General features: G+C 72.9%; 29 protein-coding genes and 1 tRNA gene. 20 read left to right on the top strand and 10 right to left on the bottom strand.

Translation table 11 applies throughout. From position 1 onward, the window contains the following. Nucleotides 1–100: 100 nt before the first annotated feature. The 4 genes from ACOOHE_RS03385 (at nt 101) to ACOOHE_RS03370 (ending at nt 3,307) form a co-directional block, all read left to right on the top strand. Entirely contained in the window at nt 101–988 is an 888-nt protein-coding gene (locus ACOOHE_RS03385) for a patatin-like phospholipase family protein (protein ID WP_420456392.1), read from the top strand. A 92-nt stretch (nt 989–1,080) separates the two neighbouring features. Beyond that, nucleotides 1,081–1,902, top strand: coding sequence for a patatin-like phospholipase family protein (locus ACOOHE_RS03380; protein ID WP_420456391.1), 822 nt, complete (start codon nt 1,081–1,083; stop codon nt 1,900–1,902). Then, the gene (locus ACOOHE_RS03375) at nt 1,899–3,107 is read left to right on the top strand and encodes a PP2C family protein-serine/threonine phosphatase (RefSeq protein ID WP_420456390.1); all 1,209 of its coding nucleotides are present in this window, start codon (nt 1,899–1,901) and stop codon (nt 3,105–3,107) included. Before ACOOHE_RS03380 ends, ACOOHE_RS03375 begins: the two co-directional genes overlap by 4 nt. A 59-nt stretch (nt 3,108–3,166) precedes the next feature. Continuing rightward, complete coding sequence (locus ACOOHE_RS03370) at nt 3,167–3,307, top strand: hypothetical protein (protein WP_420456389.1); 141 nt, start codon at nt 3,167–3,169, stop codon at nt 3,305–3,307. Here the strand turns inward: ACOOHE_RS03370 and ACOOHE_RS03365 are convergent. Beyond that, a complete protein-coding gene (locus tag ACOOHE_RS03365; RefSeq protein WP_420457645.1) occupies nt 3,274–3,738 on the bottom strand; it encodes a hypothetical protein in 465 nt (154 codons plus the stop codon). The genes ACOOHE_RS03370 and ACOOHE_RS03365 overlap by 34 nt on opposite strands. Between ACOOHE_RS03365 and ACOOHE_RS03360 the strand changes: the two genes are divergently transcribed. Further along, nucleotides 3,676–4,221: a transposase gene (locus ACOOHE_RS03360; protein WP_420456388.1), complete on the top strand. Its 546-nt coding sequence runs from the start codon at nt 3,676–3,678 to the stop codon at nt 4,219–4,221. The two genes, ACOOHE_RS03365 and ACOOHE_RS03360, sit on opposite strands and share 63 nt — an antisense overlap. Before the next feature lie 303 nt (nt 4,222–4,524). Here the strand turns inward: ACOOHE_RS03360 and ACOOHE_RS03355 are convergent. The 3 genes from ACOOHE_RS03355 to holA all read right to left on the bottom strand — a co-directional run bounded on the left by ACOOHE_RS03355 (nt 4,525) and on the right by holA (nt 6,605). After that, a tRNA-Val gene (locus ACOOHE_RS03355) sits at nt 4,525–4,598 on the bottom strand. Between the two features lie 180 nt (nt 4,599–4,778). Further along, on the bottom strand, nt 4,779–5,354 hold the full coding sequence (locus tag ACOOHE_RS03350) for an RNA polymerase sigma factor (RefSeq protein ID WP_179299778.1): 576 nt from the start codon (nt 5,352–5,354) through the stop codon (nt 4,779–4,781). A gap of 207 nt (nt 5,355–5,561) precedes the next feature. Beyond that, nucleotides 5,562–6,605, bottom strand: a complete 1,044-nt coding sequence (holA, locus tag ACOOHE_RS03345) for a DNA polymerase III subunit delta (protein WP_420456387.1) — start codon at nt 6,603–6,605, stop codon at nt 5,562–5,564. Nucleotides 6,606–6,938: 333 nt separating this feature from the next. Between holA and ACOOHE_RS03340 the strand changes: the two genes are divergently transcribed. From ACOOHE_RS03340 to ACOOHE_RS03330, 3 genes are all read left to right on the top strand, one after another. Then, nucleotides 6,939–7,586 carry an MIP/aquaporin family protein gene (locus ACOOHE_RS03340; RefSeq protein ID WP_420456386.1) on the top strand — a complete coding sequence of 216 codons (648 nt, stop codon included), beginning with the start codon at nt 6,939–6,941 and terminating at the stop codon, nt 7,584–7,586. A 39-nt stretch (nt 7,587–7,625) separates the two neighbouring features. Continuing rightward, on the top strand, nt 7,626–8,765 hold the full coding sequence (locus tag ACOOHE_RS03335) for a DUF3179 domain-containing protein (protein WP_420456385.1): 1,140 nt from the start codon (nt 7,626–7,628) through the stop codon (nt 8,763–8,765). Between the two features lie 82 nt (nt 8,766–8,847). After that, nucleotides 8,848–9,789, top strand: coding sequence for an aldo/keto reductase (locus ACOOHE_RS03330; RefSeq protein ID WP_420456384.1), 942 nt, complete (start codon nt 8,848–8,850; stop codon nt 9,787–9,789). A 152-nt stretch (nt 9,790–9,941) separates the two neighbouring features. On the opposite strand, the gene ACOOHE_RS03325 is transcribed toward ACOOHE_RS03330, so the two are convergent. The 3 genes from ACOOHE_RS03325 to ACOOHE_RS03315 form a co-directional block, all read right to left on the bottom strand. Next, entirely contained in the window at nt 9,942–10,949 is a 1,008-nt protein-coding gene (locus ACOOHE_RS03325; RefSeq protein ID WP_420456383.1) for an SDR family oxidoreductase, read from the bottom strand. Nucleotides 10,950–11,111: 162 nt separating this feature from the next. Then, nucleotides 11,112–11,612 carry a vitamin K epoxide reductase family protein gene (locus ACOOHE_RS03320; protein WP_420456382.1) on the bottom strand — a complete coding sequence of 167 codons (501 nt, stop codon included), beginning with the start codon at nt 11,610–11,612 and terminating at the stop codon, nt 11,112–11,114. A gap of 16 nt (nt 11,613–11,628) precedes the next feature. Continuing rightward, nucleotides 11,629–12,516: a M48 family metalloprotease gene (locus ACOOHE_RS03315; RefSeq protein WP_420456381.1), complete on the bottom strand. Its 888-nt coding sequence runs from the start codon at nt 12,514–12,516 to the stop codon at nt 11,629–11,631. A gap of 98 nt (nt 12,517–12,614) precedes the next feature. On the opposite strand from ACOOHE_RS03315, the gene ACOOHE_RS03310 reads away from it, so the two are divergent. From ACOOHE_RS03310 to ACOOHE_RS03290, 5 genes are all read left to right on the top strand, one after another. Continuing rightward, on the top strand, nt 12,615–12,845 hold the full coding sequence (locus ACOOHE_RS03310; RefSeq protein ID WP_420456380.1) for a DUF433 domain-containing protein: 231 nt from the start codon (nt 12,615–12,617) through the stop codon (nt 12,843–12,845). Beyond that, a complete protein-coding gene (locus tag ACOOHE_RS03305; protein ID WP_420456379.1) occupies nt 12,842–13,198 on the top strand; it encodes a DUF5615 family PIN-like protein in 357 nt (118 codons plus the stop codon). The genes ACOOHE_RS03310 and ACOOHE_RS03305 overlap by 4 nt, the downstream gene beginning before the upstream one ends. Before the next feature lie 119 nt (nt 13,199–13,317). Continuing rightward, complete coding sequence (gene typA, locus ACOOHE_RS03300) at nt 13,318–15,162, top strand: translational GTPase TypA (RefSeq protein ID WP_420456378.1); 1,845 nt, start codon at nt 13,318–13,320, stop codon at nt 15,160–15,162. 126 nt (nt 15,163–15,288) lie between these two features. Further along, entirely contained in the window at nt 15,289–15,612 is a 324-nt protein-coding gene (locus ACOOHE_RS03295) for a nucleotidyltransferase domain-containing protein (RefSeq protein WP_420456377.1), read from the top strand. Continuing rightward, entirely contained in the window at nt 15,609–15,998 is a 390-nt protein-coding gene (locus tag ACOOHE_RS03290; RefSeq protein ID WP_420456376.1) for a HEPN domain-containing protein, read from the top strand. The genes ACOOHE_RS03295 and ACOOHE_RS03290 overlap by 4 nt, the downstream gene beginning before the upstream one ends. Nucleotides 15,999–16,089: 91 nt before the next feature. Here ACOOHE_RS03290 and ACOOHE_RS03285 read toward each other — a convergent pair whose 3' ends face one another. After that, nucleotides 16,090–16,467 carry a hypothetical protein gene (locus ACOOHE_RS03285; protein WP_420456375.1) on the bottom strand — a complete coding sequence of 126 codons (378 nt, stop codon included), beginning with the start codon at nt 16,465–16,467 and terminating at the stop codon, nt 16,090–16,092. 132 nt (nt 16,468–16,599) lie between these two features. Between ACOOHE_RS03285 and ACOOHE_RS03280 the strand changes: the two genes are divergently transcribed. Further along, on the top strand, nt 16,600–17,811 hold the full coding sequence (locus ACOOHE_RS03280; protein WP_420456374.1) for an esterase/lipase family protein: 1,212 nt from the start codon (nt 16,600–16,602) through the stop codon (nt 17,809–17,811). Here ACOOHE_RS03280 and ACOOHE_RS03275 read toward each other — a convergent pair. Then, entirely contained in the window at nt 17,733–18,638 is a 906-nt protein-coding gene (locus tag ACOOHE_RS03275; protein WP_420456373.1) for an alpha/beta hydrolase family protein, read from the bottom strand. The two genes, ACOOHE_RS03280 and ACOOHE_RS03275, sit on opposite strands and share 79 nt — an antisense overlap. A gap of 405 nt (nt 18,639–19,043) precedes the next feature. On the opposite strand from ACOOHE_RS03275, the gene ACOOHE_RS03270 reads away from it, so the two are divergent. The 6 genes from ACOOHE_RS03270 (at nt 19,044) to ACOOHE_RS03245 (ending at nt 24,186) form a co-directional block, all read left to right on the top strand. After that, nucleotides 19,044–21,587, top strand: coding sequence for a cation:proton antiporter (locus ACOOHE_RS03270; RefSeq protein ID WP_420456372.1), 2,544 nt, complete (start codon nt 19,044–19,046; stop codon nt 21,585–21,587). 13 nt (nt 21,588–21,600) lie between these two features. Further along, nucleotides 21,601–22,176 carry a TetR/AcrR family transcriptional regulator gene (locus tag ACOOHE_RS03265; RefSeq protein WP_420456371.1) on the top strand — a complete coding sequence of 192 codons (576 nt, stop codon included), beginning with the start codon at nt 21,601–21,603 and terminating at the stop codon, nt 22,174–22,176. A gap of 80 nt (nt 22,177–22,256) precedes the next feature. Beyond that, the gene (locus tag ACOOHE_RS03260; protein ID WP_420456370.1) at nt 22,257–23,003 is read left to right on the top strand and encodes an SDR family NAD(P)-dependent oxidoreductase; all 747 of its coding nucleotides are present in this window, start codon (nt 22,257–22,259) and stop codon (nt 23,001–23,003) included. Nucleotides 23,004–23,180: 177 nt separating this feature from the next. Next, complete coding sequence (locus ACOOHE_RS03255) at nt 23,181–23,327, top strand: hypothetical protein (RefSeq protein WP_420456369.1); 147 nt, start codon at nt 23,181–23,183, stop codon at nt 23,325–23,327. A gap of 52 nt (nt 23,328–23,379) precedes the next feature. Next, nucleotides 23,380–23,883, top strand: coding sequence for a VOC family protein (locus ACOOHE_RS03250; protein WP_420456368.1), 504 nt, complete (start codon nt 23,380–23,382; stop codon nt 23,881–23,883). A gap of 108 nt (nt 23,884–23,991) precedes the next feature. Further along, nucleotides 23,992–24,186 carry a hypothetical protein gene (locus ACOOHE_RS03245; RefSeq protein ID WP_420456367.1) on the top strand — a complete coding sequence of 65 codons (195 nt, stop codon included), beginning with the start codon at nt 23,992–23,994 and terminating at the stop codon, nt 24,184–24,186. A 3-nt stretch (nt 24,187–24,189) separates the two neighbouring features. On the opposite strand, the gene ACOOHE_RS03240 is transcribed toward ACOOHE_RS03245, so the two are convergent. After that, the gene (locus ACOOHE_RS03240; protein ID WP_420456366.1) at nt 24,190–24,909 is read right to left on the bottom strand and encodes a glycosyltransferase; all 720 of its coding nucleotides are present in this window, start codon (nt 24,907–24,909) and stop codon (nt 24,190–24,192) included. Between the last annotated feature and the right edge of the window lie 8 nt (nt 24,910–24,917).

Here is a 24,917-nt window from a genome sequence, read left to right as displayed (position 1 = left end):
GTGGGACGTAGGGCCGCCCTACCCCCTCCGCCCACGCCCCACGTCCTACTCTCCACGGCCGCCCAACCGACCCGCCCGCTGCCGCACCAGCCCTCTCTCCATGCCCGCCCCGCCCGCCGACGGTTCCCCCTCGCCTGCCGCCCCGCCCCGCGTCGCGCTCGTGATCGGGTCCGGCGCCGTCAAGTGCGCGGCGGCGATTGGTCTCCGGCGCGTGCTCGACCGCGAGGGCGTCGACGTCGACCTCGTCGTCGGGTGCTCGGGCGGGAGCCTCTACGCGGCGGCCCTCGCGCTCGGGATGTCGACCGATGAGACCGAGGCCCTCACGCGCCAGCTCTGGACCCGCGACCTCACCCGGAAGCGCGACACCCGCTCGCTCCTGGCCGCCGCGTTCCCCAAGCTGTTCAAGTTCGACGGCGCGTTCGGGATGGTCGACGACCGGCCGCTCCTCGACGCCCTGCGGGGCGCGTTCGGGGACCGGACGTTCGCCGACACGACGACGCCGCTCCACATCGTGGCGACCGACTTCGGGACGGGCGAGCGCGTCGTGCTCTCCGAGGGCTCGCTCGTCGACGCCGTCCGCGCGAGCATCGCCGTCCCGTTCGTGTGGAAGCCGTGGCCCGTCGACGGCCGGCCGCTCTGCGACGGGTGCCTCTCGGACCCCATGCCGGCCGACGTGGCGATCCAGGCCGGCGCCGGGGCCATCCTCACGATGGGGTTCGAGGCCGAGCTCCCGCGCCGCGTCTCGTCGGGGCTGAAGTTCGCGTTCCAGGTCACGAGTGTTTACACGAACAACCTGTACCGGGCCAACTACGCCTTCCACAACCTGGCCCACCACGCCGAGATTCTCCCCGTCATGCCCGAGTTCGACGAGCGCGTCGGGCTCTTCGACACGGGCAAGATCCCGTACGTGATCGAGCGGGGCGAGGCGGCGGCCGAGGAGGTGGTCCCGTACCTCCGGCGGCTCCTGGAGACGGAGCCGGCACCGTGAGCGACGCCGCCCCGCCCCGGTCCCCCACCCCGCCCCGGCCGGCCGGGGCGGGTCGCGGTACGGGGGCGGGGGGCGGGGCGGGGCGGCCGCGCGTGGGGCTCGTGATCGGGTCGGGCGGGATCAAGTGCGTCGCGGCGATCGGCCTGTGGCGGGCGCTCGAAGAGGCCGGCATCGAGGTCGACGTGGCCGTGGGGTGCTCGGGCGGGAGCGTCTACGCGGCGGCCCTCGCGCTCGGGCTCGTGTCCAGCGACGCCGAGGCGCTCACGGAGCGCTTGTGGGGCCGGTCGTTCACCGGGCTCCGGTATCGGTCGCTGCTCCGGGTCGCGCTCCCGCGCGTGTTCGGGTTCTCCGAGCGCGTCGGGCTCCTCGACGACCGGGCGCTCGGCGGCGTGCTCGACGAGGTGTTCGGCGAGGCCACGTTCGCCGACGCCGACCGCCCCCTGTTCCTGACCGCCTCCGACCTCCACACGGCCGAGACCGTCGTCCTCGACCGCGGACTCGTCCGCGACGCCGTCCGGGCGAGCCTGGCGATGCCGCTCCTGCTCCGCCCGTGGCCCGTCGGCGGCCGGCTCCTCATCGACGGGGGGACGTCGAACCCGCTCCCCATCGACGTCGCGATCCGCGAGGGGTGCGAGGTGATCGTGGCGATGGGGTTCGAGAACCGGCCGGGCGACACGATCGCGTCGTTCTCCGGCCTCGTCAGCCGCGCCACGGCGATCACGGTCAACCACCTCATCCGCTCGACGTACGCCTTCTACAGCGCGGCGCACCACGCTGAGATCGTGCCCGTGATGCCCGACTTCGACGGGCCGGTCCGCCTGACGGACGCCCACCTCATCCCCGACCTGATCGCGAAGGGGAAGGCGGCGGCCGAGGCCGAGATTCCGTACCTCCAGCGCCTGCTCACCCCGTGACCGCCCCGCCCTCCGCCCCGCCCGGGCGCGTGCTCGTCGTCGACGACAACGAGATGAACCGGGACATGCTCTCGCGGCGGCTCCGCAAGCGGGGCTACGCCGTCGAGGTCGTCGCCGACGGGCCGGCCGCGCTCGACGCCGTCGCGGGCGGGGCGGTCGACGTGGTCCTCCTCGACATCATGATGCCGGGGATGAGCGGGTACGAGGTCTTGGAGCGGCTCAAGGCCGACGACGGCACGCGCCACATCCCCGTCGTGATGGTCTCGGCGCTCGACGAGATGGACTCGGTCGTCCGATGCATCAAGCTGGGCGCGGCCGACTACCTCCCGAAGCCGTTCAACGCGACGCTCCTCCGGGCGCGCGTCGACGCGAGCCTGGCCGTCAAGCGGCTCCACGACGAGGAGCGGGCCTACACCGAGAGCCTGGCGCGCGAGCTCGAGATCGGCCGCGAGATCCAGCGCGGGTTCCTGCCAGAGCATTTGCCCGAGGCGCCGGGGTGGGACCTCGCCGCCCGGTTCCGCCCCGCCCGCGAGGTGGCCGGCGATTTCTATGACGCCTTTTGGATGCCCGGCGACGGCGGGGCGGGTGGAGACCGTGCCGGGGCGGGGCGGCTCGGGCTCGTCGTCGCCGACGTGTGCGACAAGGGCGTGGGGGCGGCCCTGTTCATGGCCCTGTTCCGGAGCCTGATCCGCTCGACGGCCCTCTCCACCCCGCCCGGCGACGACGCGGCGGCCGTGCGCGGGACGGTCCGTACGGTCAGCGACTACATCGCGACCACACACGGGGCGGCCAACATGTTCGCGACCGTCTTTTTCGGCGTGCTCGACGTGGGCAGCGGACGGCTCGTGTACGCCAACGGCGGCCACGAGGCCCCGGCCGTCGTCGCGGGCGGCCGCGTTCGCGCGCGGCTCGGGCCGACGGGGCCGGCGCTCGGGCTGCTCCCGGGCCTCGACGTGGGGGCGGCCGAAGCGACGCTCGCGCCGGGCGAGGCGCTCGTCGTATTCACAGATGGGGCCACGGACGCCCAGGACGCAGACGGGGCGTTCTTTACCGAGGACCGGCTCCTCGCCATCGTGGCCGAGCCGGCGCCGTCGGCCGACGACGTGCTCGCCCGGCTCGACGCGGCGCTCGCAGCGCACGCGGGTGGGGCGGCTGCGTTCGACGACGTGACGCTCCTGGCTGTCGCCCGGCATGCGCCTGACTGACGGCACTCTAGCGCAGGGCGAGAGAGGATGTAAGCTGCGGCAGGACTTCCCGCCGCACCATGCGAGCTTTCCAGACCGACCTCCGACAGCGCGTACTCGACGCCGCACTCCGAGGCGATGACGCCGAGCAGCAGGTCGCCGACCGCTTCGGCGTCAGCCGAGGAGATCAAGCGGCGCTGGCGAGCCGCCGGCACCGCTGAGCCGGTCGCGCAGCGACGCAGGCCGTGCCGGGGCTCTCCGACGACGTCCCCGACGCCACCGACGAGGAGCACCGCACCTGGCTCGCCGCCGAGCGCGGCGTCGAGGTCAGCCGTGCGACCGTCAACCGGACGCGGCTCCGGCTTGAGCTGACGCGCAAAAAAAGCTCCGCGCCGGCGAGCAGCAGCGCGACGACGTAGCGGCCGAGCGCGCGGCCTTCGTCGCCGAGCAGCCGTCGCTCGACGCCGACCGGCTCGTCTTCCTCGACGAGGCCGGCTCGAACACCGCGATGGCGCGCCGTTAGGGTCACAGCGCGCGCGGCGCGCGCGTCTACGGCTCCGTTCCGCACCGGCGCGGCCAGAACCTGACGGTGGTCGGCGCGGTCTCGGCCGCCGGCGTCCTGTGCCACCACACGCTCGACGGCGGCGTGCACGGCGCGACGTTCCTGGCCTTTGTGACCGACGTGCTCGTGCCGGCGCTGCGCCCGGGCCGGGTCATGGTCGTGGACAACCTGTCGAGCCACAAGACGAGGGCGGTCCGGGCGGCCTTCGCCACGGCCAGCGTCGGCGTGCTCTACCTGCCGCGGTACAGCCCCGAGTGGAATCCGATCGAGCTGTGCTGGTCGAAGGTGAAGGCGCACCTGCGCGGGGTGGCGGCCCGGACGCGGGAGCGCCTGCGCGGGGCGTCGCCGAGGCGCTGTTGCGGGTGCGTGTCTTGGAGGTGCGGTCGTGGATCAGGCACTGCGGCTACCGGCTTACAGGACCGTGAGCGCTGCACTAGCCGACGGTGGCCCAGGGCAACAGCGCCGTCCGGAGAGTTCCACGTTCCGTCGCCGTCCGGCCCCCTCGACTCCATCCGAGCAGTCGCCCGTTCAACGAAGCCGAGTGGGTCCGGCCGTGCGTTTCCATACGAGTAGATCCCTGATATGCCGCACATGAGACTCGACCGGGGACAGTTCTGGGTGGATGCCGAAGTCACCCACGTTGACCCCAGGCCCCCGCTCGGGACAGTGCGGGGAGGCCCACCGACCGACCGGCCTCTTGTGCCTTCCCCGTTTGTGCGGCCGGTCGCAGATCGTCTACGCCCCGCCACATCTCGTGATGTAGCGCTCCCCCCCGGGTCGGGGTTCGTCTCAGGTGTCGTGTGTCAACTGTTCCACCCTCGTTCTACCCGCCAAGAAGAAGCCCGGTATCCCGTTGAGGGATACCGGGCTCTAAAGTGGGCCCTGTTGGATTTGAACCAACGACCTCTCGCGTGTGAGGCGAGCGCTCTAAACCCCTGAGCTAAGGGCCCGATCTCCGACGGCGCGAGCGCCAGCCGGACGACGAAGCTAGCGGACGCGCCCGGGGCCCGGCAACCCGCCTCGGTGGAGAGACGGCGAGGACCGTAGCGAGCGCGCCCCTGCGCACGGGCCGGGCAAAAAAAGCGGGCGGCCTCCAGAGGAAGCCGCCCGCGAATCGGGAGCCGAGGCGCCTACGCCTCCTCGGGCGTGTAGACCTCCTTCAGGATGCCCTGGAGCTTGGTCCGGCCGCGGTTGATCCGGCTCTTGACCGTGCCCATCGGCAAGCCCGTGATGTCGGCGATCTCCTCGTAGGCGAGCTGCTGGACGTCACGGAGGACGACGACCTCGCGGAACTCCTCGGGGATCTGGGCCAGCGCGTCCTGGATGTACTTGTCCTGGATCGTGCCCTCGGCGTGCTTGTCCGGGAGGAACGTCTCGTCCGGGATCTCGACCTCGTACTCCTCGTCGTCGCGGTTGACCGACTGCAAGCTGTAGAGCCGGCGGCGCTTCCGCTTGCGGTACTCGGAGCGCGCGAGGTTGCCGGCGATGGTGTAGAGCCAGGTCGAGAACTTGGCGATCCGGCGGTAGCTGTGTCGGTTGCGGTAGACGCGGAGGAACGTCTCCTGAAGCAGGTCCTCGCACTCCTTGAGGTCGCCGAGGAACCGATAGATGTAGTTCGTGAGGGGGTCGTGGTACCGGCTGACCAAGATGTCGAAGGCCTCGACCGTCCCCATCTGGAACTGGGACATCAGGTCCTCGTCATTCATCTGCGACAGGACGCCGTGGTTCTTAGAGGCCGGAGTCACGGTCCGGTTGACCTTGGCGAACGTCTGCTTCTTGAGGGTCGGCATAGAGGGGAGAGAGGGGGTGGTGGGCGGAGGGGCGCCGGATTGTCAGCGCCTCCGGAGGCGCAAGGAGCGTGCCCGGGATCCCTGTCGGAACAGGTACCGGCCAACTTTCGTGCATTCCCCCACTCAGTGGGGCGATGCGGGCGCCGCCGCACGGCGGAGCGCGAGCGTGAGGACGAGCCGCTCGTCGCGGCGGGAGCCGCCCTTCAACTCCAGATCGGCGGCCAAGAGCGCCTCGAACGCCCGGCGGACGCCGGCCGGGCCGTACCGCTTGGCCGGCGGCACATAGTCGCGGACGAAGAACGGGGGCACGCCGACCTGTCCGGCCCACTCGCGCTCGGGGACGCCCGCCTCCAGACACCCTGTCAGCTTCCACAGCTTCGTCATGTGGGCCGAGAGCAGGGCGACGATCCGGATGGCCTCGCCCGCCCGGTTGCCCGCCTGGGCCAGAAGCGCGTCGGCGATGGCGAGCGCGCGGGGGACGTCGCCGCGGCCGAGCGCGGCCTGGAGCTCGAACGGGTTCTGCTCGGCCGAGTGGCCCGCGGCCCGGAGCACGTCGTCGCGCGTGACGCGCGTCCGGTCGCCGACGTAGGTGACGAGCTTGTCGACCTCGGCGTCGAGCGACCGGAGGTCGGCCCCGGCGAGCTCGGCCAGCATGGCCGCCGCCCCGGCCTCGGTCTCGACGCGCCGCGCCCGGAACCGTCTCTCGACCCAGCCCGGCAGGGCCGCCGGCTTGAGCGGCTCGAAGTTCGACCACACGGCCGCCTCGCGGAGCGCCCGGTACGGGTGAGCCGAGACGTTCGGCTTGGCGCTGCACAGCAGGACGACGACGGCTTGCGGGTTCGGCGCCTCGGCGTAGGTCTTGAACAGGGCGTTCCCGTCGAGCTTCTCGAACCCCCGCACGACGACCAGCCGCCGCGCGGCCATCATGGGGAACTGGGCGCACTGCGCGAGCACCTGCTGGGCGCTCGCCTCGGGCCCGAACACGACGTCCAGGTTGAAGTCCCGCTCGTGGGGCGCGACGGCGTGCTCGATCGCGAGCCGCTGCAGCTCGTCCATGAACCAGCCCTCCTCGCCGTAGAAGAAGTACAGCGGGGCGAACTGGCCGTGCGCGAAGCCCGTCGCGAGGTCGTCGAACGAGGCGCCGGTTTTGGAGCGGCCTTTGGCCATCAGTTTGGCCATCAGTGAGGTCAAGTAGGGCGGCGTCGCCGACGAGGTTAGCGGGCCGAATGGTACCAGACGCGCCGTGCCTTCGGCCTCGTCCGCCTGCCGAGCGGGAGTCGGAAGGTAGGTCCGGGCGGAGAGGCCTCGGAGTCTGTCGAGCCTCCCAGTCAGGGCGACCGCACCTCGAGAAGTCGGGGACGGAGGACGGAACACCACCGGCCCGGCCCCGGTCGTCGGCCCCCGGTCGTCGGTCCCCAGTCTCGGGGCACCAGGGCCGGCGCCCCGCAACGTGGGCTAGAGAGGCCGCCTAGCTTGCGGCCCCCTCCCCCCCTGCCCCTCGTGGTCCCCAAGCTGCTCGCCGAGTTCGTCGGCACCTTTTTTCTGGTCCTCACCATCGGGCTGACGGCCCTGATCGGGAGCGACGACGCGCCGTTCGCGATCGCGGGCGTCCTGATCGGGGCCATCTACATGGGGGGCCACACGTCGGGCGCGCACTACAACCCGGCCGTGACGCTGGCCTTCTGGCTGCGCGGCGGGATGCCACCCTCGGAGGTCGGGCCGTACATGGGGGTCCAGGTGTTCGCCGGCGTGCTCGGCGCGTTCGCAGCCGACACCATCACGGGCGACGTGCTCCAGGTGATGCCGGCGGCCGAGACGGGCCTGGGGGCGTTCTTCCTGCTCGAGTTCCTGTTCACGTTCCTGCTCGTGCTCGTCATCCTCAACGTGGCCACGGCCTCGGGCCTGGCGGGGAACGACCACTACGGGCTGGCCATCGGGCTCGTGGTGCTGGGCGGGGCGCTCGCGGCCGGGCCCATCTCGGGCGGCGCGTTCAACCCGGCCGTCGCGCTCGGCCCGGCGCTCGTGGACCTCGCCATCGGCGACGGGCGGAGCGTGGACGGCCTGTGGGTCTACCTCGTGGCGACGTTCTCCGGCGGCGCGCTGGCGGCCCTCGCCTTCCGCCTCCAGAACCCGGCCGACGCGCGGTGACGCCGTAAGGGCGGATGACGAGGGCGCGTCCTTCAGTCCATGCGCACCGCCACCGCTTTGCTCGCCGCCGTCCTCGCCGTCGCCGGATGCGCCGAGGCCCAGTCGCCCGCGCCGGCCTTGCCCGGGTTCGACACGAACACGGAGAAGCGGACGATCGACCTGGCCGAGCTGCGGACCGGCGGGCCGCCCAAGGACGGGATCCCGTCCATCGACGCGCCCCGGTTCGTCTCGGCGGAGGCCGCGGGCGAGTGGCTGGCGGACCGCGAGCCGGTCGTCCTGCTCCGGCTCGGCGACGCGGCCAAGGTGTACCCGTTGCAGATCCTGACGTGGCACGAGATCGTCAACGACACGCTCGGCGGGGTGCCGGTCGCGGTCACGTTCTGCCCGCTGTGCTACAGCGCCGTCGCCGTCGACCGCCGCGTGAGGGTCGAGGGCGAGACCCAGACGCTCGAGTTCGGCGTGTCGGGCCTGCTCCGGTTTTCGGACCTGGTGATGTTCGACCGCCAGACCGAGACGCTGTGGCAGCAGTACACGGGCGAAGCGCTCGTCGGCGACTTGGTGGGGACGACGTTGGACGTGCTGCCGGCCCAGATCGTGTCGTTCGCCCAGGCCCGGGCGGCGGCGCCCGGCGCGCCCGTCCTGTCGCGCGAGACGGGCCACGCCCGGCCCTACGGCGAGAACCCGTACGTCGGCTACGACGACGCCGACCAGAGACCCTTCCTCTACGACGGCCCGGCCGACGGGCGGCTCCGCCCGATGGCGCGCGTCGTGGCCGTCGAGGCCGGCGGCCACTTCCGGGCCTACCCCGCCGACCGGACCCGCGCAGCGGGCGTGGTCGAGGACACGCTCGGCGGCGTCCCACTCGTCGTCGTCCATCAAGGCGAGACGGCGACGGCGCTCGGCGAGGCCGAGATCGCTTCGGGCCGGGCCGTCGGCTCGGCCGGCGCGTTCGACCGCCGCGTCGATGTGGACGGCCGGGCGACGGCGCTTTCGTTCCGGCTCGACGGCGGGGTCGTCGTTGATGCCGAGACGGGGAGCGTGTGGGACGTGACGGGCACCGCCACCGCTGGCCCGCTCAAAGGCACACGCCTCCGCTCGCTCCTGACGCACGACACGTTCGCGTTCGCGTGGTTCGCCTTCCGACCCGAGACGACGGTGTGGGTGAACGAGGAACGATGAACACGGAACGGGGAAGGCGGAAACGCGATTCCTCCAGCGCGGCTTCCCCTTCCTCGTTCCCACTTCCTCGTTCCTCGTTCCCATGACCTCCCGCTCCATCGGCTCGCTCGACGTCTCCACCGTCGGGCTCGGCTGCAACAACTTCGGCTGGCACATCGACGAGGTCACCTCCCAACAAGTGGTGGATGCGGCGCTCGACGCCGGCATCACCCACTTCGACACGGCCGAGCTCTACGGTGAGGGCGCCAGCGAGGCGTTCCTCGGCCGCGCGCTCGGGGCCCGACGCGACGACGTCGTGATCGCGACCAAGTTCGGCTACCGCGGCGGCGACGACGACGCGGGGCAGGCTCGGCCCGAGGCGGTCCGCCAAGCGTGCGAGGGCAGCCTGCGCCGCCTCGCCACCGACCGGATCGACCTGTACTACCTCCACCGGCCCGACCCGGACACGCCCGTCGCCGACACGCTGGGCACACTGGCGGACCTGGTGGCCGAGGGGAAAGTCCGCGAGGTGGCGTGCTCGGGGCTCTCCGTCGACCAGCTCCGCGAGGCCGAGGCCGCGGCGACGGGGGTCCGGTTCGTGGCGGTCCAGAACGAGTACAGCCTGCTCCACCGCGAGCCCGAGGCCGGCACGCTCGACGCCTGCCGCGAGCTCGGCGTTGCCTTCGTCCCGTACTTCCCGCTCAAGAGCGGCCTCCTCACCGGCAAGTACCGCCGGGGCGACGCTCCGCCCCAAGGCTCGCGCTTGGGCGGCAAAGAGGGCAGCCGGTTCAAGGGCATGGGCAACTCCCTTTTGACCGACGACAACCTGGAGGCGGTCGAGCGTCTGATCGGCTGGGCCGAGGCCCGGGACCACACGATCCTCGACCTCGCGTTCTCGTACCTGCTGGCGCACGGCGCGGTCGCGTCCGTGATCGCCGGGGCGACCCAGCCGTCTCAGGTTCATGGCAACGTGGCCGCGGCCGGGTGGACGCTCACCGACGACGACCTCGCCGAAGTCGACGCGCTGCTCGGCGCGACCGCGTAGCGCCGGGCCCGGAGTGGGACCGGACGACTTCCCGGGCGTGGCGAATCGGCTCCGTCTCGCGGCCACAGTCGTCGTAGGGGCACGCCGGTGGCGTGCCCCGGAACGGCATCGGAGTGGGACGTGGCCACCAGGCAGCCCCCGCCGGATCGGCGTCAGTCCCGGCTGATCAGCGCGAGCGCGAGCCCGGCGGCCACGGCCGCGCCAAGCGCCACGAGCGGCCGCTGCTGGGCCTGCGACCACACGCTCGACTCGAACACGTGGCCGTCGACGCCGCCGCGCGTCCGGCCCGGGGTCGACGGCGGCTCGTAGAGGTTGCCGCGGTGGTCGCCCGAGGCCGGCGTCCCCGACTTCTGCTGGTCGAAGAAGGCCGGCACCGAGATCTTGTCCACCAGGCCGGGCGCGACCAGCCCCAGCGCCGACATCACGCCGTCCTTGGCCCCGACGGTCACGTCGCGGACCGGCTTCTCGGCCGCCGACAGGATCGCCCGGGCGACCACCTCGGGCGCGTAAGCCGGCGTCGGGAGCGCCGGCTCCTCGTCCATGTAGTTGGCCGCGTGCTCGGGGTACGGCGTGTCGGTCGCGTTCGGCTTGATGAGCGTCACGCTCACGGGCACGTCCTCCTTGTCGAGCTCCATCCGGAGGGCGTCGGTGAACCCCTTGATGGCGTGCTTCGTCGCCGAGTAGTGGCCCTGGAGCGGGAACGCCCGGTCGCTCAGGACCGAGCCCACGTTGACGATGGCGCCGGACTGCCCGCGCTCCTTGAAGTGCCGCGCGGCGACCAGGCTCCCGTGGACGGTCCCCCAGTAGTTCGTCTCGAACACCTGCCGCGCGTCCTCGATCGGCACGTCGACAAGCTGGCCGTAGACGCTCGCGCCCGCGTTGTTGACCCAGGTGTCGAACCCGCCGAACGCCTGGTGGGCCTGCTCGTGCGCCAGTTCGAGCGTGGCGAAGTCGGCGACGTCGGCGGCCAAGGTTTCGACCGTCGCGCCGCGGGCGCGGCACTGCTCGGCGGCGGCGTCGAGCCGCTCCGGCGACCGGGCGACGAGCACGAGGTTGGCGCCGCGGTCGGCCGCTTCGAGGGCGGTCGCGAGGCCGATGCCGGACGTGGCGCCGGTGATGACGAGGGTCTGGTCGGAGACGGGCTTGAGCTGAATGGACATGGGGAGTTCAGTGGGTCGGTGAGTCAGTGAGTCCGTTCCGCTGGGACAGCGTCAGAGCGGAGTTCGGGGCGGCGTGGGGGATGGACGTGCGGGAGGGTGACGGCTAGGGCGGGATCGCCCCTCCCACACTCTCTCCGCCCATACGCCCACACGCATTCTGTCCTAGCGGCCGAGCAGGCGCTTCAAGCCCCTCGTGGCCTCGGGGAGCACGAGCGGAACGGACGCGAGCGAGGCCAGCGTCGCGCTCTGGCAGTACCAGCAGAGCGCCTTGTTGGTGGCCCACTCCTCCCGGCCCAGCTTGAGCGCGAACGCGGCGTCACCGAGCACCTTCGCCGCCAGCGCGACGGGAAGCCACGGCAGCCGCTCGACGCGGTCCTTGCCACCGGCGCCGGCCAGCCACGCCGTGATCCCGTAGCTGACCGTCATCATCAGCGCGTCCGGCGTGCGGGCCCGCTTGTAGGCGTAGTCCGAGGCGTCGACCTTGTCGGCGTTCCAGATCTTGCCGGGCAGGTCGGGCAGGTGGTGGATCACGCCCGTCTGGTAGAGCCCGACGATCACGCCGGCAAGCGCCCCGACGTTCGACAGCGCGACGACGGCGCGGCGGCGGGTGAGCGTGTCGGTGTCGGCCGTGCGGAGCTCGCGGCTGAGTTGGGTGGGAGACATGCGGGTGAGAGAAGGGTCAGCGGTCAACGGCTCGGCTCGGTGCGCGTTCGGGCTCGGCCCCGAACTCAGGGCTCCCCCGGTGGGAGGCGGCCACGGCGAGCACGCGGGCGCGGGCGTCGCGGAACGCCTCCGGGTCCGTCGCCGGAGGCCCTTCGGCGCTGCGGTCAGCCGCAGCCTCGACGGCGGCCTCGACGCGCTCTTCCCCGAGCGGGTGCGTCGCGAACCACCGCTCGACCGGGCCCGGCCGTCGCGCGCGGAGCGCCGCGAGGGTCTCGAACATGGCCGCCTGGCCCACCGGGTCGTAGCCGGCCGAGACCATCAGGTCCATCCCCACCTCGTCGGCCTCGCGCTCGTCGGTGCGCGAGAAGCGGGCGAGCGCGCTCCGCCCGACGGCCTCGGCCACGAGCTGGCGGACGAGCCCGGGGTCGTCGCCCAGGACGAGGCCGGCGGCGAGCGAGAGCCCGTGGGCCTTCACCATCCGCTCGGTGCTGTGGCGGGCCGCGACGTGGGCCACCTCGTGGGCGACGACGCTCGCCAGCTCGTCCTGGGTCTCGGCCGCCGCGAGGACCCCGGCGTGGACGTAGACGTGCCCGCCGGGCAGCGCGAAGGCATTGACGGCGGGGTCGGCCAGGACGGTGAACGTCCACTCTCGGTCGGCGAGGTCGGTCCGGGCCGCGAGCGCGCCGCCCAGGTCGTCGAGGTAGGCCTGGGTGTCGGCGTCGGGGAGCGGCTCGGTCTGGGCGTCGACCTCGGCCGCGAGTTGGTCGCCAAGCGCCCACTCGTCGTCGAGCGAGACCAGGTTGACGTCGCCCCGGTTGACGCCGGAGCAGGTGCAGCCGGGGACGAGGGCGAACGCGAGTAGGGCGAGGCCGGCGGCCCGCCCCGCGAGCGGGATCCGAGACATGGAGGGGTGGAGGGCAGCCCGGCCTACGCCGGTCCCCGGACGCGGTGCCCCTGACGTTGGGAGATGGCGTATCCTCCACCCTAGGCATCCGAGACCCCATGGCCCTCCTCGACCGGATCACCGTCGACCCCGCGCTCTGTCATGGGAAGCCGTGCATCCGAGGCCTGCGCTACCCGGTCGAGACAATCCTCGACCTGCTCAGCGGCGGGATGGAGCCCGCCGACGTGCTCGCCGACTATCCGGACCTCGAACCCGACGACATCCGCGCAGCGCTGGCGTACGCGGCCGAGATCACACGGACCCAGCGGGCGCTCCCCATCACGGGGTGAGGGCCCTCGTCGACGCCCAGCTCCCCCGTCGGCTGGCCTATCGGTTCGCCGACGCGGGGTGGGACGCGGTCCACACGCTCGACCTGCCGGACGGAAACGCGACGCCGGACGCGGAGGTAGCCCGTCGTGCAGACGCCGAGGACCGCGCCGTCGTGACGAAGGACGCCGACTTTGTGGCGTCGCACGTCTTGTCCCGCCGCCCGGCTCGGCTGTTGCTCGTATCGACCGGCAACCTGTCCAACCGAGGCCTCGACGCCCTCATCGTCCCCCGACTCGCCGACATCGCGGCCACAGTCGAGCGGGGCGCCCGGTTCGTCGAAGTGACAGCGTCGCTGCTCGTCGTCCACGGCTGAGCCGAGCCGCCGTCGCCTGAGGCTCCCGTCTTCGCCCCGAACGCACCGGGCCTCGCCCGCGCCCTCACCGTCCCCGGCGGACCTTGGCCGGGACCGTCCCCCTTCCGGCCGCCCGTCCCATGCAGATCCGCAACGTCGCCATCGTCGCCCACGTCGACCACGGCAAGACCACCCTCGTCGACTCGCTCTTGTGGCAGTCCGGCACGTTCCGCGACAACGAGGACGTGGCCGAGCGCGTGATGGACTCGATGGACCTCGAGCGCGAGAAGGGCATCACGATCATGGCCAAGAACACGGCCGTCCGCTACACGCCGAGCGCGGGGCCGCTCGCCGGCCAAGAGGTCAAGATCAACATCGTCGACACGCCGGGCCACGCCGACTTCGGGGGCGAGGTCGAGCGGACGCTGCGGATGGTCGACGGCATCATGCTGTTGGTCGACGCCGCCGAGGGGCCGCTGCCCCAAACGCGGTTCGTCCTGTCGAAGGCGCTGGCGCTCGGGCTGGAGCCCATCGTCGTCATCAACAAGATCGACCGCCAGGACGCCCGGGCCGAGGAGGTGCTGAACGAGGTCTACGACCTCTTCATCGACCTCGACGCTAGCGAGCACCAGATCGAGTTCCCCGTCATCTACGCCGTCGCCCGCGACGGCCAGTGCACGACCGAACTGGGCGCCGAGCTCACCGACCTCCGCCCCATCCTGGACGCGATGGTGACCACGGTCCCGGCGCCCCAGGGCGATCCCGAGGCGCCGCTCCAGGTCTTGGTCACCGACGTCAAGCCGGACAACTTCTTGGGGCCCATCGCCATCGGCCGCGTCGTCAACGGGACGATCCGCCAGAAGCAGCGCGTGCTGCTCTGCAAGCGCGACGGCGAGCGCGAGCCGGCCCAGGTGACGCAGCTGTTCGTGAGCGAGGGGCTCGCGCGCGTCGAGGCCGAGAGCGCGCCGGCCGGCGAGATCATCCTGGTCGCCGGGATGCAGGGGATCGGCCTGGGCGAGTCCATCGCCGACGCCGACGACCCGGTCCCGCTCGCGGCCCTGTCCATCGACGAGCCGACGCTGTCGATGGAGTTCCGGATCAACGACAGCCCGTTCGTCGGCCGCGACGGGAAGTACGTGACCTCGCGCAACCTCCGCGACCGGCTGATGAAGGAGGGCGAGGCCAACCTCTCGCTCCGGATCGAGGAGACCGACTCGGCCGACAAGTTCATCGTGTTCGGCCGGGGCGAGCTCCAGATGGCCATCCTGATCGAGCAGATGCGGCGCGAGGGCTACGAGTTCGCCGTCGGGATGCCGCAGGTGATCACGAAGGAGACGAACGGCAAGCTGATGGAGCCCTACGAGCGGGCGACGATCGACGTGGCCGAGGAGTTCATGGGCGTCGTGATCGAGACGCTCGGCACGCGGCGCGGCATGATGGTCGAGATGAAGAACAACGGCGGCGGGCGCGTCCGCTTGACGTTCGAGATCCCGGCGCGCGGGCTCATCGGCTACCGGACCGAGTTCCTGACCGACACCAAGGGCACGGGCCTGCTCACCCACATCTTCGACGGCTACCGGCCCTGGGCCGGCAACATCACGCACCGCGCGACGGGCGCCATCGTGAGCGACCGTCAGGGCAAAGTCACGCCGTACACCATCGTCAACCTCCAGGAGCGCGGCCAACTGTTCGTCGGGCCCCAGGACGAGGTCTACAACGGGATGGTCGTCGGCGAGAACGCACGGGACGAGGACATGGAGGTCAACGCGACCAAGGAGAAGAAGCTGACCAACATGCGCGCGAGCGGCTCGGACAACTTCGAGAAGCTCAACCCGCCCAAGCGGATGTCGCTCGAGGAGGCCATCGAGTTTATCCGCGAGGACGAGCTCATCGAGATCACGCCGACCGCCATGCGGATCCGCAAGCGGCACCTCGACCCCCACGAGCGGAAGCGGGCCACGAACGCCCGCAAGGCCGAGGCGTAGGCTTTCTGGACCGAGGCCGCCACCTTCGGCCCCCACGAGCGGAAGCGGGCCACGAACGCCCGCAAGGCCGAGGCGTAAGGGCCAGGACCGACGCCGGCGGAGCCACCGAGGCGCGTACCTTCGGCCATGACGCCGCCGATCTCCCGCATGGTCGCCGCCCTCGCCGAGGCCGCCCGGCCCCGGCGCATCGTCCTGTTCGGGTCCCACGCCACGGGGCAAGCCGGCGACGACTCCGACGTCGACCTCCTGATCGTGGAGGACGGCCCGCTCGACGAGCGCACGCGGGCCTCCGAGATGGTCCGGCTTTGGAGGATCCTCGCCCCGTTCCGCACGCCCACCGACCTCCTCGTGGTGTCCGAGCGCGAGGTCGAGAAGTGGGGGGCGACGACGAACCACGTCATCGCCCGCGCGCTCCGCGACGGCCGTGTGATGTACGAGCGTGCGGCATGAGCGACCGCGAGCACGCACGGGCCCTTCCGGCCCTCGCGGAGCGAGACCTTCTGGCCTTGCGAGCCATGATCCCGAACCGGGACATCGCCGATGAGATCGTCGGGTTCCGCGCGCAGCAGGCGGCGGAGAAGGCGCTCAAGGCGTGGCTCACCGCCGACTCGAAGGACTACTCGCGCACCCACGACCTCAGCGCTCTGCTCGGCTCCCTCGTCGACGCGGGCCACGACGTCGCCGCGTTCCTCGCTCTTGTTCGGCTCAACGTGTTCGCTGTCCGATTCCGCTACGAGGCCCTCGGTCCGGCCACGCCCTTCGCGGACCGGAAGGAGATCGCAGACGAGATCGACTCGCTGCTTGCCGTCGTGCGCGCTCACGTGACCGAGGGGTGAGGGCGACGCGGATCCGCAAGCGGCACCTCGGCCCCCACGAGCGCAAGCGGGCCACGAACGCCCGCAAGGCGGAGGCGTAGTCCCGTCGGCGTCAGCGGGCGGCGCGGAGCAGGACCGACGTGTCGGGCGGTGCCAAGAGCACGACCGGGACGGCGTCGGCGGCGATGTCGACCGGGGCCACAACCGTCTCGGTGATGGCAGCCTCGCACGGGTCGGGCGTTCCGCCGTGGACGAGCCAGACCTCGACGCCGCCATTGGCACGCCGCGAGTCGGCCCGGAACGTGTGCTCTTGGCACCCGCCGCTGTAGCTGACGGTCGCCCGGAGCACACCGCCGTCGAGTGTCGCAGACGCCGGGTCGAGAACGTACGCGGCTCCGAAGTCGGGGTCGCCAGAACCGACCGTGTCGCACGCGGCGAGGGCGAGGACGGCGAGCAGGGCCACAGGTCTCGCGAGCGGGATCGTCGACATGGAGTCGGGGGGGAGACGCCCCCAACCTAGATCCGCGAATGCGCGCCGCCGATCCCATCCGGCGTCCCCAAGACCGGGCGGGCCGCGCAACCTGAGCGCCGGCGGGACGTGAACGGCCGCCCCGCCGCGCCTATGTCCGTCCCCCACCTCCGCGGCGCCGCCCGCCTCGCCAGCGACGCCGTGACTGGCGTGACCGACGTGGTGGAGGCGGCGCATGCCACCATCGCCAGCCCCCGGGGCCGGCCTCGGCGCGCGCGCGGAATCGCGGGGGTCGTCTACCGGATGGTCCGCGCCGTGACGCGAGGCGTGGCCCGGCTCCTCGACGGCGGGCTGGCGGTGGCCGAGCGCTCGGCCACGCCCTCCGCTCCCCGCTCGTCGGCCGCGCACGACGCGGCCGTGGCCGCGCTCAACGGCGTCGTTGGGGACTGGCTGGCGGCTGAGGGCAACCCGCTGGCGACGGTCGCCGAGATCCGCCTCGACGGGCGCGCGCTCGACCTCACCACCCTCACCGACCCGTCCGGCGTGCTGCTCGTCCACGTCCACGGGCTGTGCATGCACGACGGCCAGTGGGGCGACGCGGCCCACGACCCGCGCGCGGTGCTGGCGGAGGCGCTTGGGGCGACGGCGCTGGCCGTCCGCTACAACAGCGGGCGGCACGTGTCGGAGTCCGGCCGAGACCTCGCGGGCCTGCTCGACCGGGTGGTGGCCGGTTGGCCCGTGCCGGTCCGCCGGCTGGTGCTGGTCGGCCACAGCATGGGCGGGCTCGTCCTGCGGAGCGCGCTCCACCTCGGCGCCGAGGCGGGCCACGGGTGGCCGTCGCGCGACGTCTCACTCGTCACGCTCGGGACGCCCCACCACGGCGCCCCGCTCGAACGGATCGGGAACGTGGCCGACGCGATGCTGGAGGCGACGCGGTGGTCGGCGCCCTACGCCCGCGTCGGCCAAGTCCGCAGCGCGGGCGTGACCGACCTCCGCCGGGGCAACCTCTCCGACGCCGATTGGACCGGCCGAGACCGGTTCGCACGCGGCCCCGACGCCCGCCAGATCGTCCCGCTCAGCGTCGCCACCTACTTCGTCGCCGCGACGACGGGCGACGGGCGCGGCGGCGTCCGCGACCAGACGCTGGGCGACGGGCTCGTCCCGCTCGACAGCGCGCTCGGGCGCCACCGCGACCCGGCCCGCGACCTCGGCGTGCCTGCCGACCGAACCCGGGTGTTCTCGCGGATGACCCACTTCGAGCTACTCCGCCGGCCCGAGGTGACGGATCAGTTGGTCGCGTGGCTGGCGCCGGACGGCCCCGACATCGACGCCCCGGCGCGGACGAGGGCGAGGAACGAGCGGTAGACGCGCGGGAAGTCGCGGTGGAACGGGACCCGGTTGTGGCCGGCCGTCTCGAACACGGCCAGCCGCTTGCGGCCCGGCGCCAGCGGAGACGCCGCGTACAGCTCCCGGCTCATCCGGGCCGGAATCCGGGCGTCGAGCGCGCCCGCCAGGATCAGCAGCGGCTCGGTGATCTCGCGGACCGGGCCCAGGCTCCCCTCGTCCGCCAGCGCCGGGTCGACGTCCAGCCGCACGAACGGACGGAACACCGGGTAGAAGTCGTACCGCGAGCGGACGTAGGCCCCGGTCGTCGTCGCCGAGTTCTCGAGCACGACGCCGCCCGCGTCCCGGTGCGCCCCGACGTGGCTCGCCAAGAAGCTCCCCAGCGAGTGCCCGTGGACGACGACGCGCTCGGCGCCGACCTCGGCCGCGACGGCGTCGAACACCGCCAGCGCGTCGGCCTTGAGCGCGTCGACCGTCGCCGTGCCGGGGCTCCGGCCGTGGCCGCGGTGGTCGACGAGCACCACGTCGGCGCCGGTGCGCAAGAGCGGGACGAGCTTCTTCATCCCGAGGGCCGACATCCGAAACCCGTTGCCGCCGAAGTAGAGGACGGTCGGGCGCGCGTCGTCGGGCGCGGTGTGGCGGGCCCGGAGCCCGTAGAGCGCCACGCCGTCGGGCGTCTGGATGGGGAACGACTCCACCGTAGTGCCGGGGACGGCCTCGGCCACCGCCGCCGAGTCGAGCGCGAGCCCCCCGGTCTCGGCGTCGCGGCGCGGGTGGAGCACGTGGCCCGGCCCGACGGTGTACGAGACGCAGCCGGACAGGAGGACGGACAGGACGAGCGCGCGCATGGCCCCATCGTAGCGACGTCTCCGCCGGGGGATCTGGGGCAGATGCACTACCGGCCGGTGCGTCGGTGCAGATGCGGTTGTCGGCCGCGCCCTGCTCGTTGCCCGTCCTCCGCGGCCACCGCACCCTCCCCCGCCTTGTCATCCTGAGCGTGCGAAGGATCTCAGCACGAAGCGTCGTTCGTCGGCATCGCTTCCTAGTGGTTTGGCACCCTGAGTTGAGATCCCCCGCCTTCGCGGGGGCAGGCTCTTTACGTCCGTTCAGGGTGTGCCGCATCCCGCTTGCGGGGACAAGACGAGGGTCGGGAGCGATGGACTCGGGAGAAGGCGCTCATCACTCCGCCCCCGCCAGCCGGGCGGAACGGTGCGGAGCGGGCGAGGTTGACGCCGCCCCCCCGCGCCCGCCCCGTGGACTTCCTCCCCGTCCCCGAGCTCCCCGTCGCCGACCCCGTCCTCATCGTGGCCATCACGATGGGGATTCTGTTGGTGGGGCCGCTCCTGTTCGAGCGGTTCCGCGTGCCGGGGCTGGTCGGGCTGATCGCGCTCGGCGCCGTCGCGGGCCCGAGCGTGACCGGGCTGTTGGAGCGCGACGCGACGTTCGTGCTGCTGGGCACGTTCGGCCTGCTGTACCTCATGTTCATGGCCGGCATCTCGCTCGACCTGGCCGAGTTCGCCCGGCAGCGGACGACCGCGCTGGCGTTCGGGGCCCTGTCGTTCGCCGTCCCGATGGCGCTCGCGCTCGCGCTCGCGCCCGGCCTGCTGGGCTACGCGCTCCCGGCGGCGGCGCTGCTGGGGAGCATCGTCGGGAGCCACACGCTGCTGGCGCTCCCGCTCGCCGGCCGCCTCGGCGTGACGGGGAACCGGGCCGTCGTGATCGCGACCGGGGCCACGCTCGTCACCGACCTGCTGTCGCTCGTGGTGCTGGCCGTCGTGCAGGGCGTCGCGAGCGGCGAGGCCGACGCCGAGTTCTGGCTCTGGTTCGTCGTCAAGGACGCCGTCTGGGCGCTCGCCGTGCTGTGGCTGATGCCCAAGGCCGCGCGGGCGTTCTTCCGCCGCGTCCGCCGCGAGGACGACGCCGCGTTCGCGTTCCTGCTCGCGATGGTCTTTTTCGCCGCGTGGACGGCGTCGCTCGCCGGGCTCGCGCCCATCATCGGCGCGTTCCTGGCCGGGATCTCGCTGAACCGGCTGATCCCGAAGCAGAGCCCGCTCATGACGCGGCTCGAGTTCGTCGGCAACGCCTTCCTGGTCCCGTTCTTCCTGGTCTCGGTCGGGCTCCTGGTCGACGTCGCCGTCCTGGGCTCGGGCGAGGTGTGGGGGCTGGCACTCCTGTTCACGGCCATCGTGGTGGTGGGCAAGGGGACGGCCGCGTTCGCGGGGATCCCCTTGTTCGGGTTCTCGCGCGACGAGGCCGGGACGGTCGCCGGGCTCACGTTCCCCCAGGCCGCGGCCACGCTCGCCGTCACGCTCATCGGGTTCGACATCGGGCTGTTCTCGCAGACGGCCGTCAACGCCGTCGTCTTGGTCATCGTCCTGACGTGCCTGGCGGGGCCGAGCCTGGTCCAGGCGTTCGGGCGGCGGCTGGCGCTCGCTGAGGCCGGCGAGCCGTACCAACCAGCGTCGGCGCCGGAGCGGATCCTGGTCCCGCTCTCGAACCCCGAGACGGCCGAGGACCTGATGGAGCTGGCGCTGCTCCTGCGGAGCCCCGAGAGCGAGGAGCCCGTGTTCCCGCTCGCCGTCGCGCGCGGGGGCCCCGACGAGGCCGCGAACGTGGCCGGGGCCGAGCGGCTGATGGAGCGGGCCGTGCTCCACGCGACGGCCGCGTCGGTCCCCGTCACGCCGACGGTCCGGATCGACGACCACCCGGTCCGCGGCATCGTCCGGGCGGCGCGCGAGCTGCGGGCGTCGGAGATCGTGGCCGGGTGGAACGGGCAGCTCACGCCGGGCGCCCTCGTGTTCGGGCAGATCATCGACGGGATTTTGGCCGAGAGCCGGGCGATGGCGATCGTGGCCCGGTTGGCGGCGCCGCTCGCGGCGGCCAAGCGGATGGTCGTGATGGTGCCGCCCCAGGTGTACCGCGAGGTCGGGTTCGCCCGGGCCGTCCGCGTGCTCAAGGTGCTCGCGGCCCAGAAGGGGCTCCGCGTCTTGGTCCTGACGCCCGAGGCCGAGGCGGACGACGTCGAGGGCCGGTTCACGGCGGCCCGGCCCGAGGCGACCGTCGCCGTGACGCCCGTGCCCGAGTGGTCGGTCCGGGCGCTCGACGAGGTCGCGCAGAGGGGCGACGTGCTCGTGCTCGTCGGGGTCCGGCGGGGGACGGTCGCGTGGCGGCCGGCGCTCCAGCGGCTGCCGCGCGTGTTGGCGCGGCGGTTCCCCGACCTCGACCTGCTCTCGGTCACGTTGTCCGAGGCCGACGTGGTCCCGATGCTGGCCGAGGCCGTCGACGGCGACGGGGTCGAGGACCTCTCGCTCCCGGCCGAGCACGTCGCGCTCGACCTGGCCCCGGACGGGCCCCACGCGCTGCTCCGGCGGATCCTGGCCGGCGGCTTCCCCGACGACCCGCGCACGGCGGCCCGCCTCGCCGACGCGCTCGTGGCCGACGAGGCCGACGACGCGCCCGAGATCATGCCTGGCGTCGTGTTCTACCACGCCCACCTGGCCGAGGTCGAGGCGCCCCAAACCTTCGTCGGCGTGTGCCCGCGCGGGGCGCGGATCCCCCACGCGAGCCAGCCGGCGCGTGTGGTCGTGGTCCTGCTGGCGCCGGCCGCGATGGCGCCCGAGGCCTACCTCCGCCAGCTCGCCGTGACCGCCCAGCTCGTCCGCGCCGACGCGACCGTCGAGGCGCTGGTGACTGCCGAGACGCCCCAGGCCGCCCGCGACCTCCTGCTCGGGACGCTCCGCGACGACCTCGACCTCACGGAGGCGACCGAGCCGGGGGCACCGATCGAGGCCGAATGACGTTTCTTGCGGCATGGCCCGCCCCCGACAGTTCGACCCCGACGCCGCCCTCGACGCGGCCCAGCGCGTGTTCCACGCCCGGGGCTACCACGCGACGAGCGTCCAGGACCTGGTCGAGGCGACGGGCCTGAGCCGGTCGAGCCTGTACGGCGCCTTCGGCGACAAGCACGCGCTGTTCCTCGCCGTCCTCGACCGCTACGCCGACGCCGGCCGCGTGGCCGCCGAGTCCGCGTGCGGCGGGCTCTCCCCGCGCGACGCCATCCGCGCCGTGCTCGAGCAGTCGGCCCGGGCGGGCGACGTCCCGGGGTGCCTCCTGGTCAACGCCGCCGCCGAGTGCGGCGCGCGGGACCCGGACACGGCCGCCCGTGCCGCCGCCGGCCTCCGGGCCATGACCGACCGGTTCGAGGTGCTCGTCCGCGACGCCCAGGCCGCCGGCGAGGTGGACGGCTCCCGCCCGGCCCCGGCCCTCGCCCCGTTCCTGACAGGCGTCGTCTACGGGCTCCGCGCGCTCCAGACCTCGGGCGCCGGCGCCGACGCGCTGGCGTCCGTCGTCGAGGAGACGATGGCCGCGCTCGGGCGGGCCGGGTGAGTCCGGCGGAATAGTTGGTGCGACAGGGAACTGCGTCTCTGTCCCGTTGTGGAACGAACATTCCACAACCCCTCCTCCCCATGTCCGACCTCACTGGAAAGGTGGCCCTCGTCACCGGCGGCAGCCGCGGCATCGGCGCCGCGACCGCCAAGCGCCTGGCCGCCGACGGCGCCACCGTCGCCTTGTCGTACCACTCGTCCCCCGACGCGGCCCGGGCCGTCGTCGACGCCATCGCCGAGGCCGGCGGCACCGCCCAGGCCTACCGCGCCGACGCCGCCAGCCCCGAGGCCAACGCTGCGCTCGTCCGCCAGGTCGTCGAGGACCACGGCGGCCTCGACATCCTGGTCAACAACGCCGGCGTCTACAAGACCGGCCCCGTCCACGAGTTCTCGGACGAGGACTACGACGCCAACCTCGACGTCAGCCTGCGCGGCTCGTTCGCGACCATCCGCGAGGCGGCCAAGCACCTGCGCGACGACGGCCGGATCGTCAACCTCGGCTCGGTCGTGGCCAACACCGGGATGCCGGGGAACGGGATCTACGGCGCGGCCAAGGCCGGCGTCGCGATCCTCGCCAAGTCCGTCGCGAAGGAGCTGGGCGGGCGCGGGATCACCGTCAACACGGTCCACCCCGGCCCCATCGACACGGACATGAACCCGGCCGACCCCGGGGAGAACCCGTACGCCGCGACGCTCGCCGGCATGACGGCGCTCGGCCGCTACGGGACGGCCGACGAGATCGCCTCGGCCATCGCGTTCCTCGCCTCCGACGACGCCGCCTACGTCACCGGCGCCGAGCTGACCGTCGACGGCGGGATGACCGCCTGAGCACGCGCCGCCCGCCCCGACGACGCACAGGTCGGTCGGGGTCGGGCTCCGCGAACGGGCGACGCAGGGCCGGGAAAGACTCCGTGGAGCCGGCCGATACCCGAGTGGATCGCTGACCCTGGCGTAACCCGCCGCCGTTTGGGCGCGTCTTTCTTGCGCCCCCCGCCCGCCGAGCAGATGCCCCCCGCCTCCGAAGCCCCCTACGAGATCGTCCCCGACGGCCCCCGGCTGCGGTCGGTCGCGTGGCCCCAGGTCGCGTTCGTGGTGCTGGTGACGCTGGCGGGGCTGCTCCCGCTCGGGCTCGCCCTGCTGCTGGCGCTGTAGCGAAACCGCGCCGGGCGCGTCGGGTCCGAGGCCGGCGCCTCCCCGACCGACCATGCCCGCCCGCCTCGGCCACCTCCGCCTCGACGTCGCCGACCTCGATCGCCAGACGGCGTTCTACACCGGGGCCCTGGGCCTGACGGTCCGCGAGCGGGCGACCGACGGCACGAGCCACTACGCCTTCCTCACCGACGCCCAGCCGGTTCCGGGCGGTGCGGCCGACGGGATGCATCACCGGTTGGTGCTGCGCCAGGCCCGCGAGCCTGCCCCCGCGCAGGCGGGGGGGTCGGCCCCCGACCGCTCCGGCCCGCTCGACCATTTCGCGTGGGAGGTCGACGACGAGGCCGAGCTGCTGGCGACGGTCGAGCGGCTCCGCGCGATGGGCGTCGAGACCGACCTGCAGGAGGCCCAGATCGCGTGGCAATGTTATTTCCACGACCCCGAGGGCACCCGGCTCGAGGTCTACTGCGACCGCCGCGCGCGTCCCGACGGCGCACGGCTCTGGCGCGGCCAGCAGGAGGGCCTCGCCGAGGAGCGGCTCCGCCACGTGGCGGGCTAGGGCGGGGCGCGGAGGGATCGGGGGGCGCCTGGACTGGGCGTGGGGTACCCGCGACGCCGAACCGAGGACCCCGAACCTCGTATTCCCCTCCCCTCTCCCCCGCCTCTCATGGCCGACACCACGTACAACCGCCGGAGCCCGTTCGGCATCGCGCTCGTCGTCGTCTCCGTCCTCGCCCTCCTGCTCGTCGTGTTCCTGATGGCCCAGCGCGGCGGCGAGACCACCGGCGGCGTCGGCGCGGACGGGATCAACCCGGAGCCGACCCAGATCGAGGCCGAGGAGGCCCGGGAGCTCGCGGAGTGACGCTCACTCCGGCTCGTCGTCGTCGGTCCAGTAGCCCCAGCTCGACTTGCGGACGCGGTCGTCGCCGAGCCCGGTGAACAGCATCAACGGGCGGACCCAGCCGTGGAGCGTCTTCCGGAGCCGGCCCTGGTCGAGCCGGCGGTGGTCCCGCTCGTACACCTTGAGCCCGCCCGCGAAGACCACCCGCCAGCCCGCTCGGCGGACGCTCCACAGCGCGTAGATGTCCTCGTTCGCCGTCAGCGCCGGGTCGAACCCGCCGGCGCCCAGGAGCGCGCGGCGGCGGTGGATCATGTTCGAGCCCGAGCCGGCCGGGACCGTCAGCCACGCGAGCGCGCGGATGCCGAACGAGAACAACCGGTAGTACGTCCGGTAGCGGTCGTCGGCGGAGAGCTTGGCGCCCTGGACGGCGCCGACCTTCGGCCCCACGTCGAGCGCCTGCCACGCCCGCCAGTAGTCAGCGCCGAACGACATGTCGGCGTCGGTGAACAGGACCCACTCGGTGGTGGCCCGTTCGAGCCCGATCTGGCGGGCCTCTGGGATCGTCCCGGCGTCCTCGATCACGACGGCGTCGGGCCGCCGCTGGCGGATGACCTCGCGCGTGTCGTCCGTGCTCGCGTCGACGACGACGAGAGCCACGCGGCCGTCCAGGCTGTCGAGGAACGGGCCGATGTTGCCGGCCTCGTCCTTGGTCGGGACGACGACGGTGAGGTCTTCGAGGCGCATGGGGTTCG

This window comes from Rubrivirga sp. (assembly GCF_965213695.1).
Taxonomy (GTDB): Bacteria; Bacteroidota; Rhodothermia; order Rhodothermales; family Rubricoccaceae; genus Rubrivirga.
This window is presented reverse-complemented; position numbering and strand designations above follow the sequence as displayed.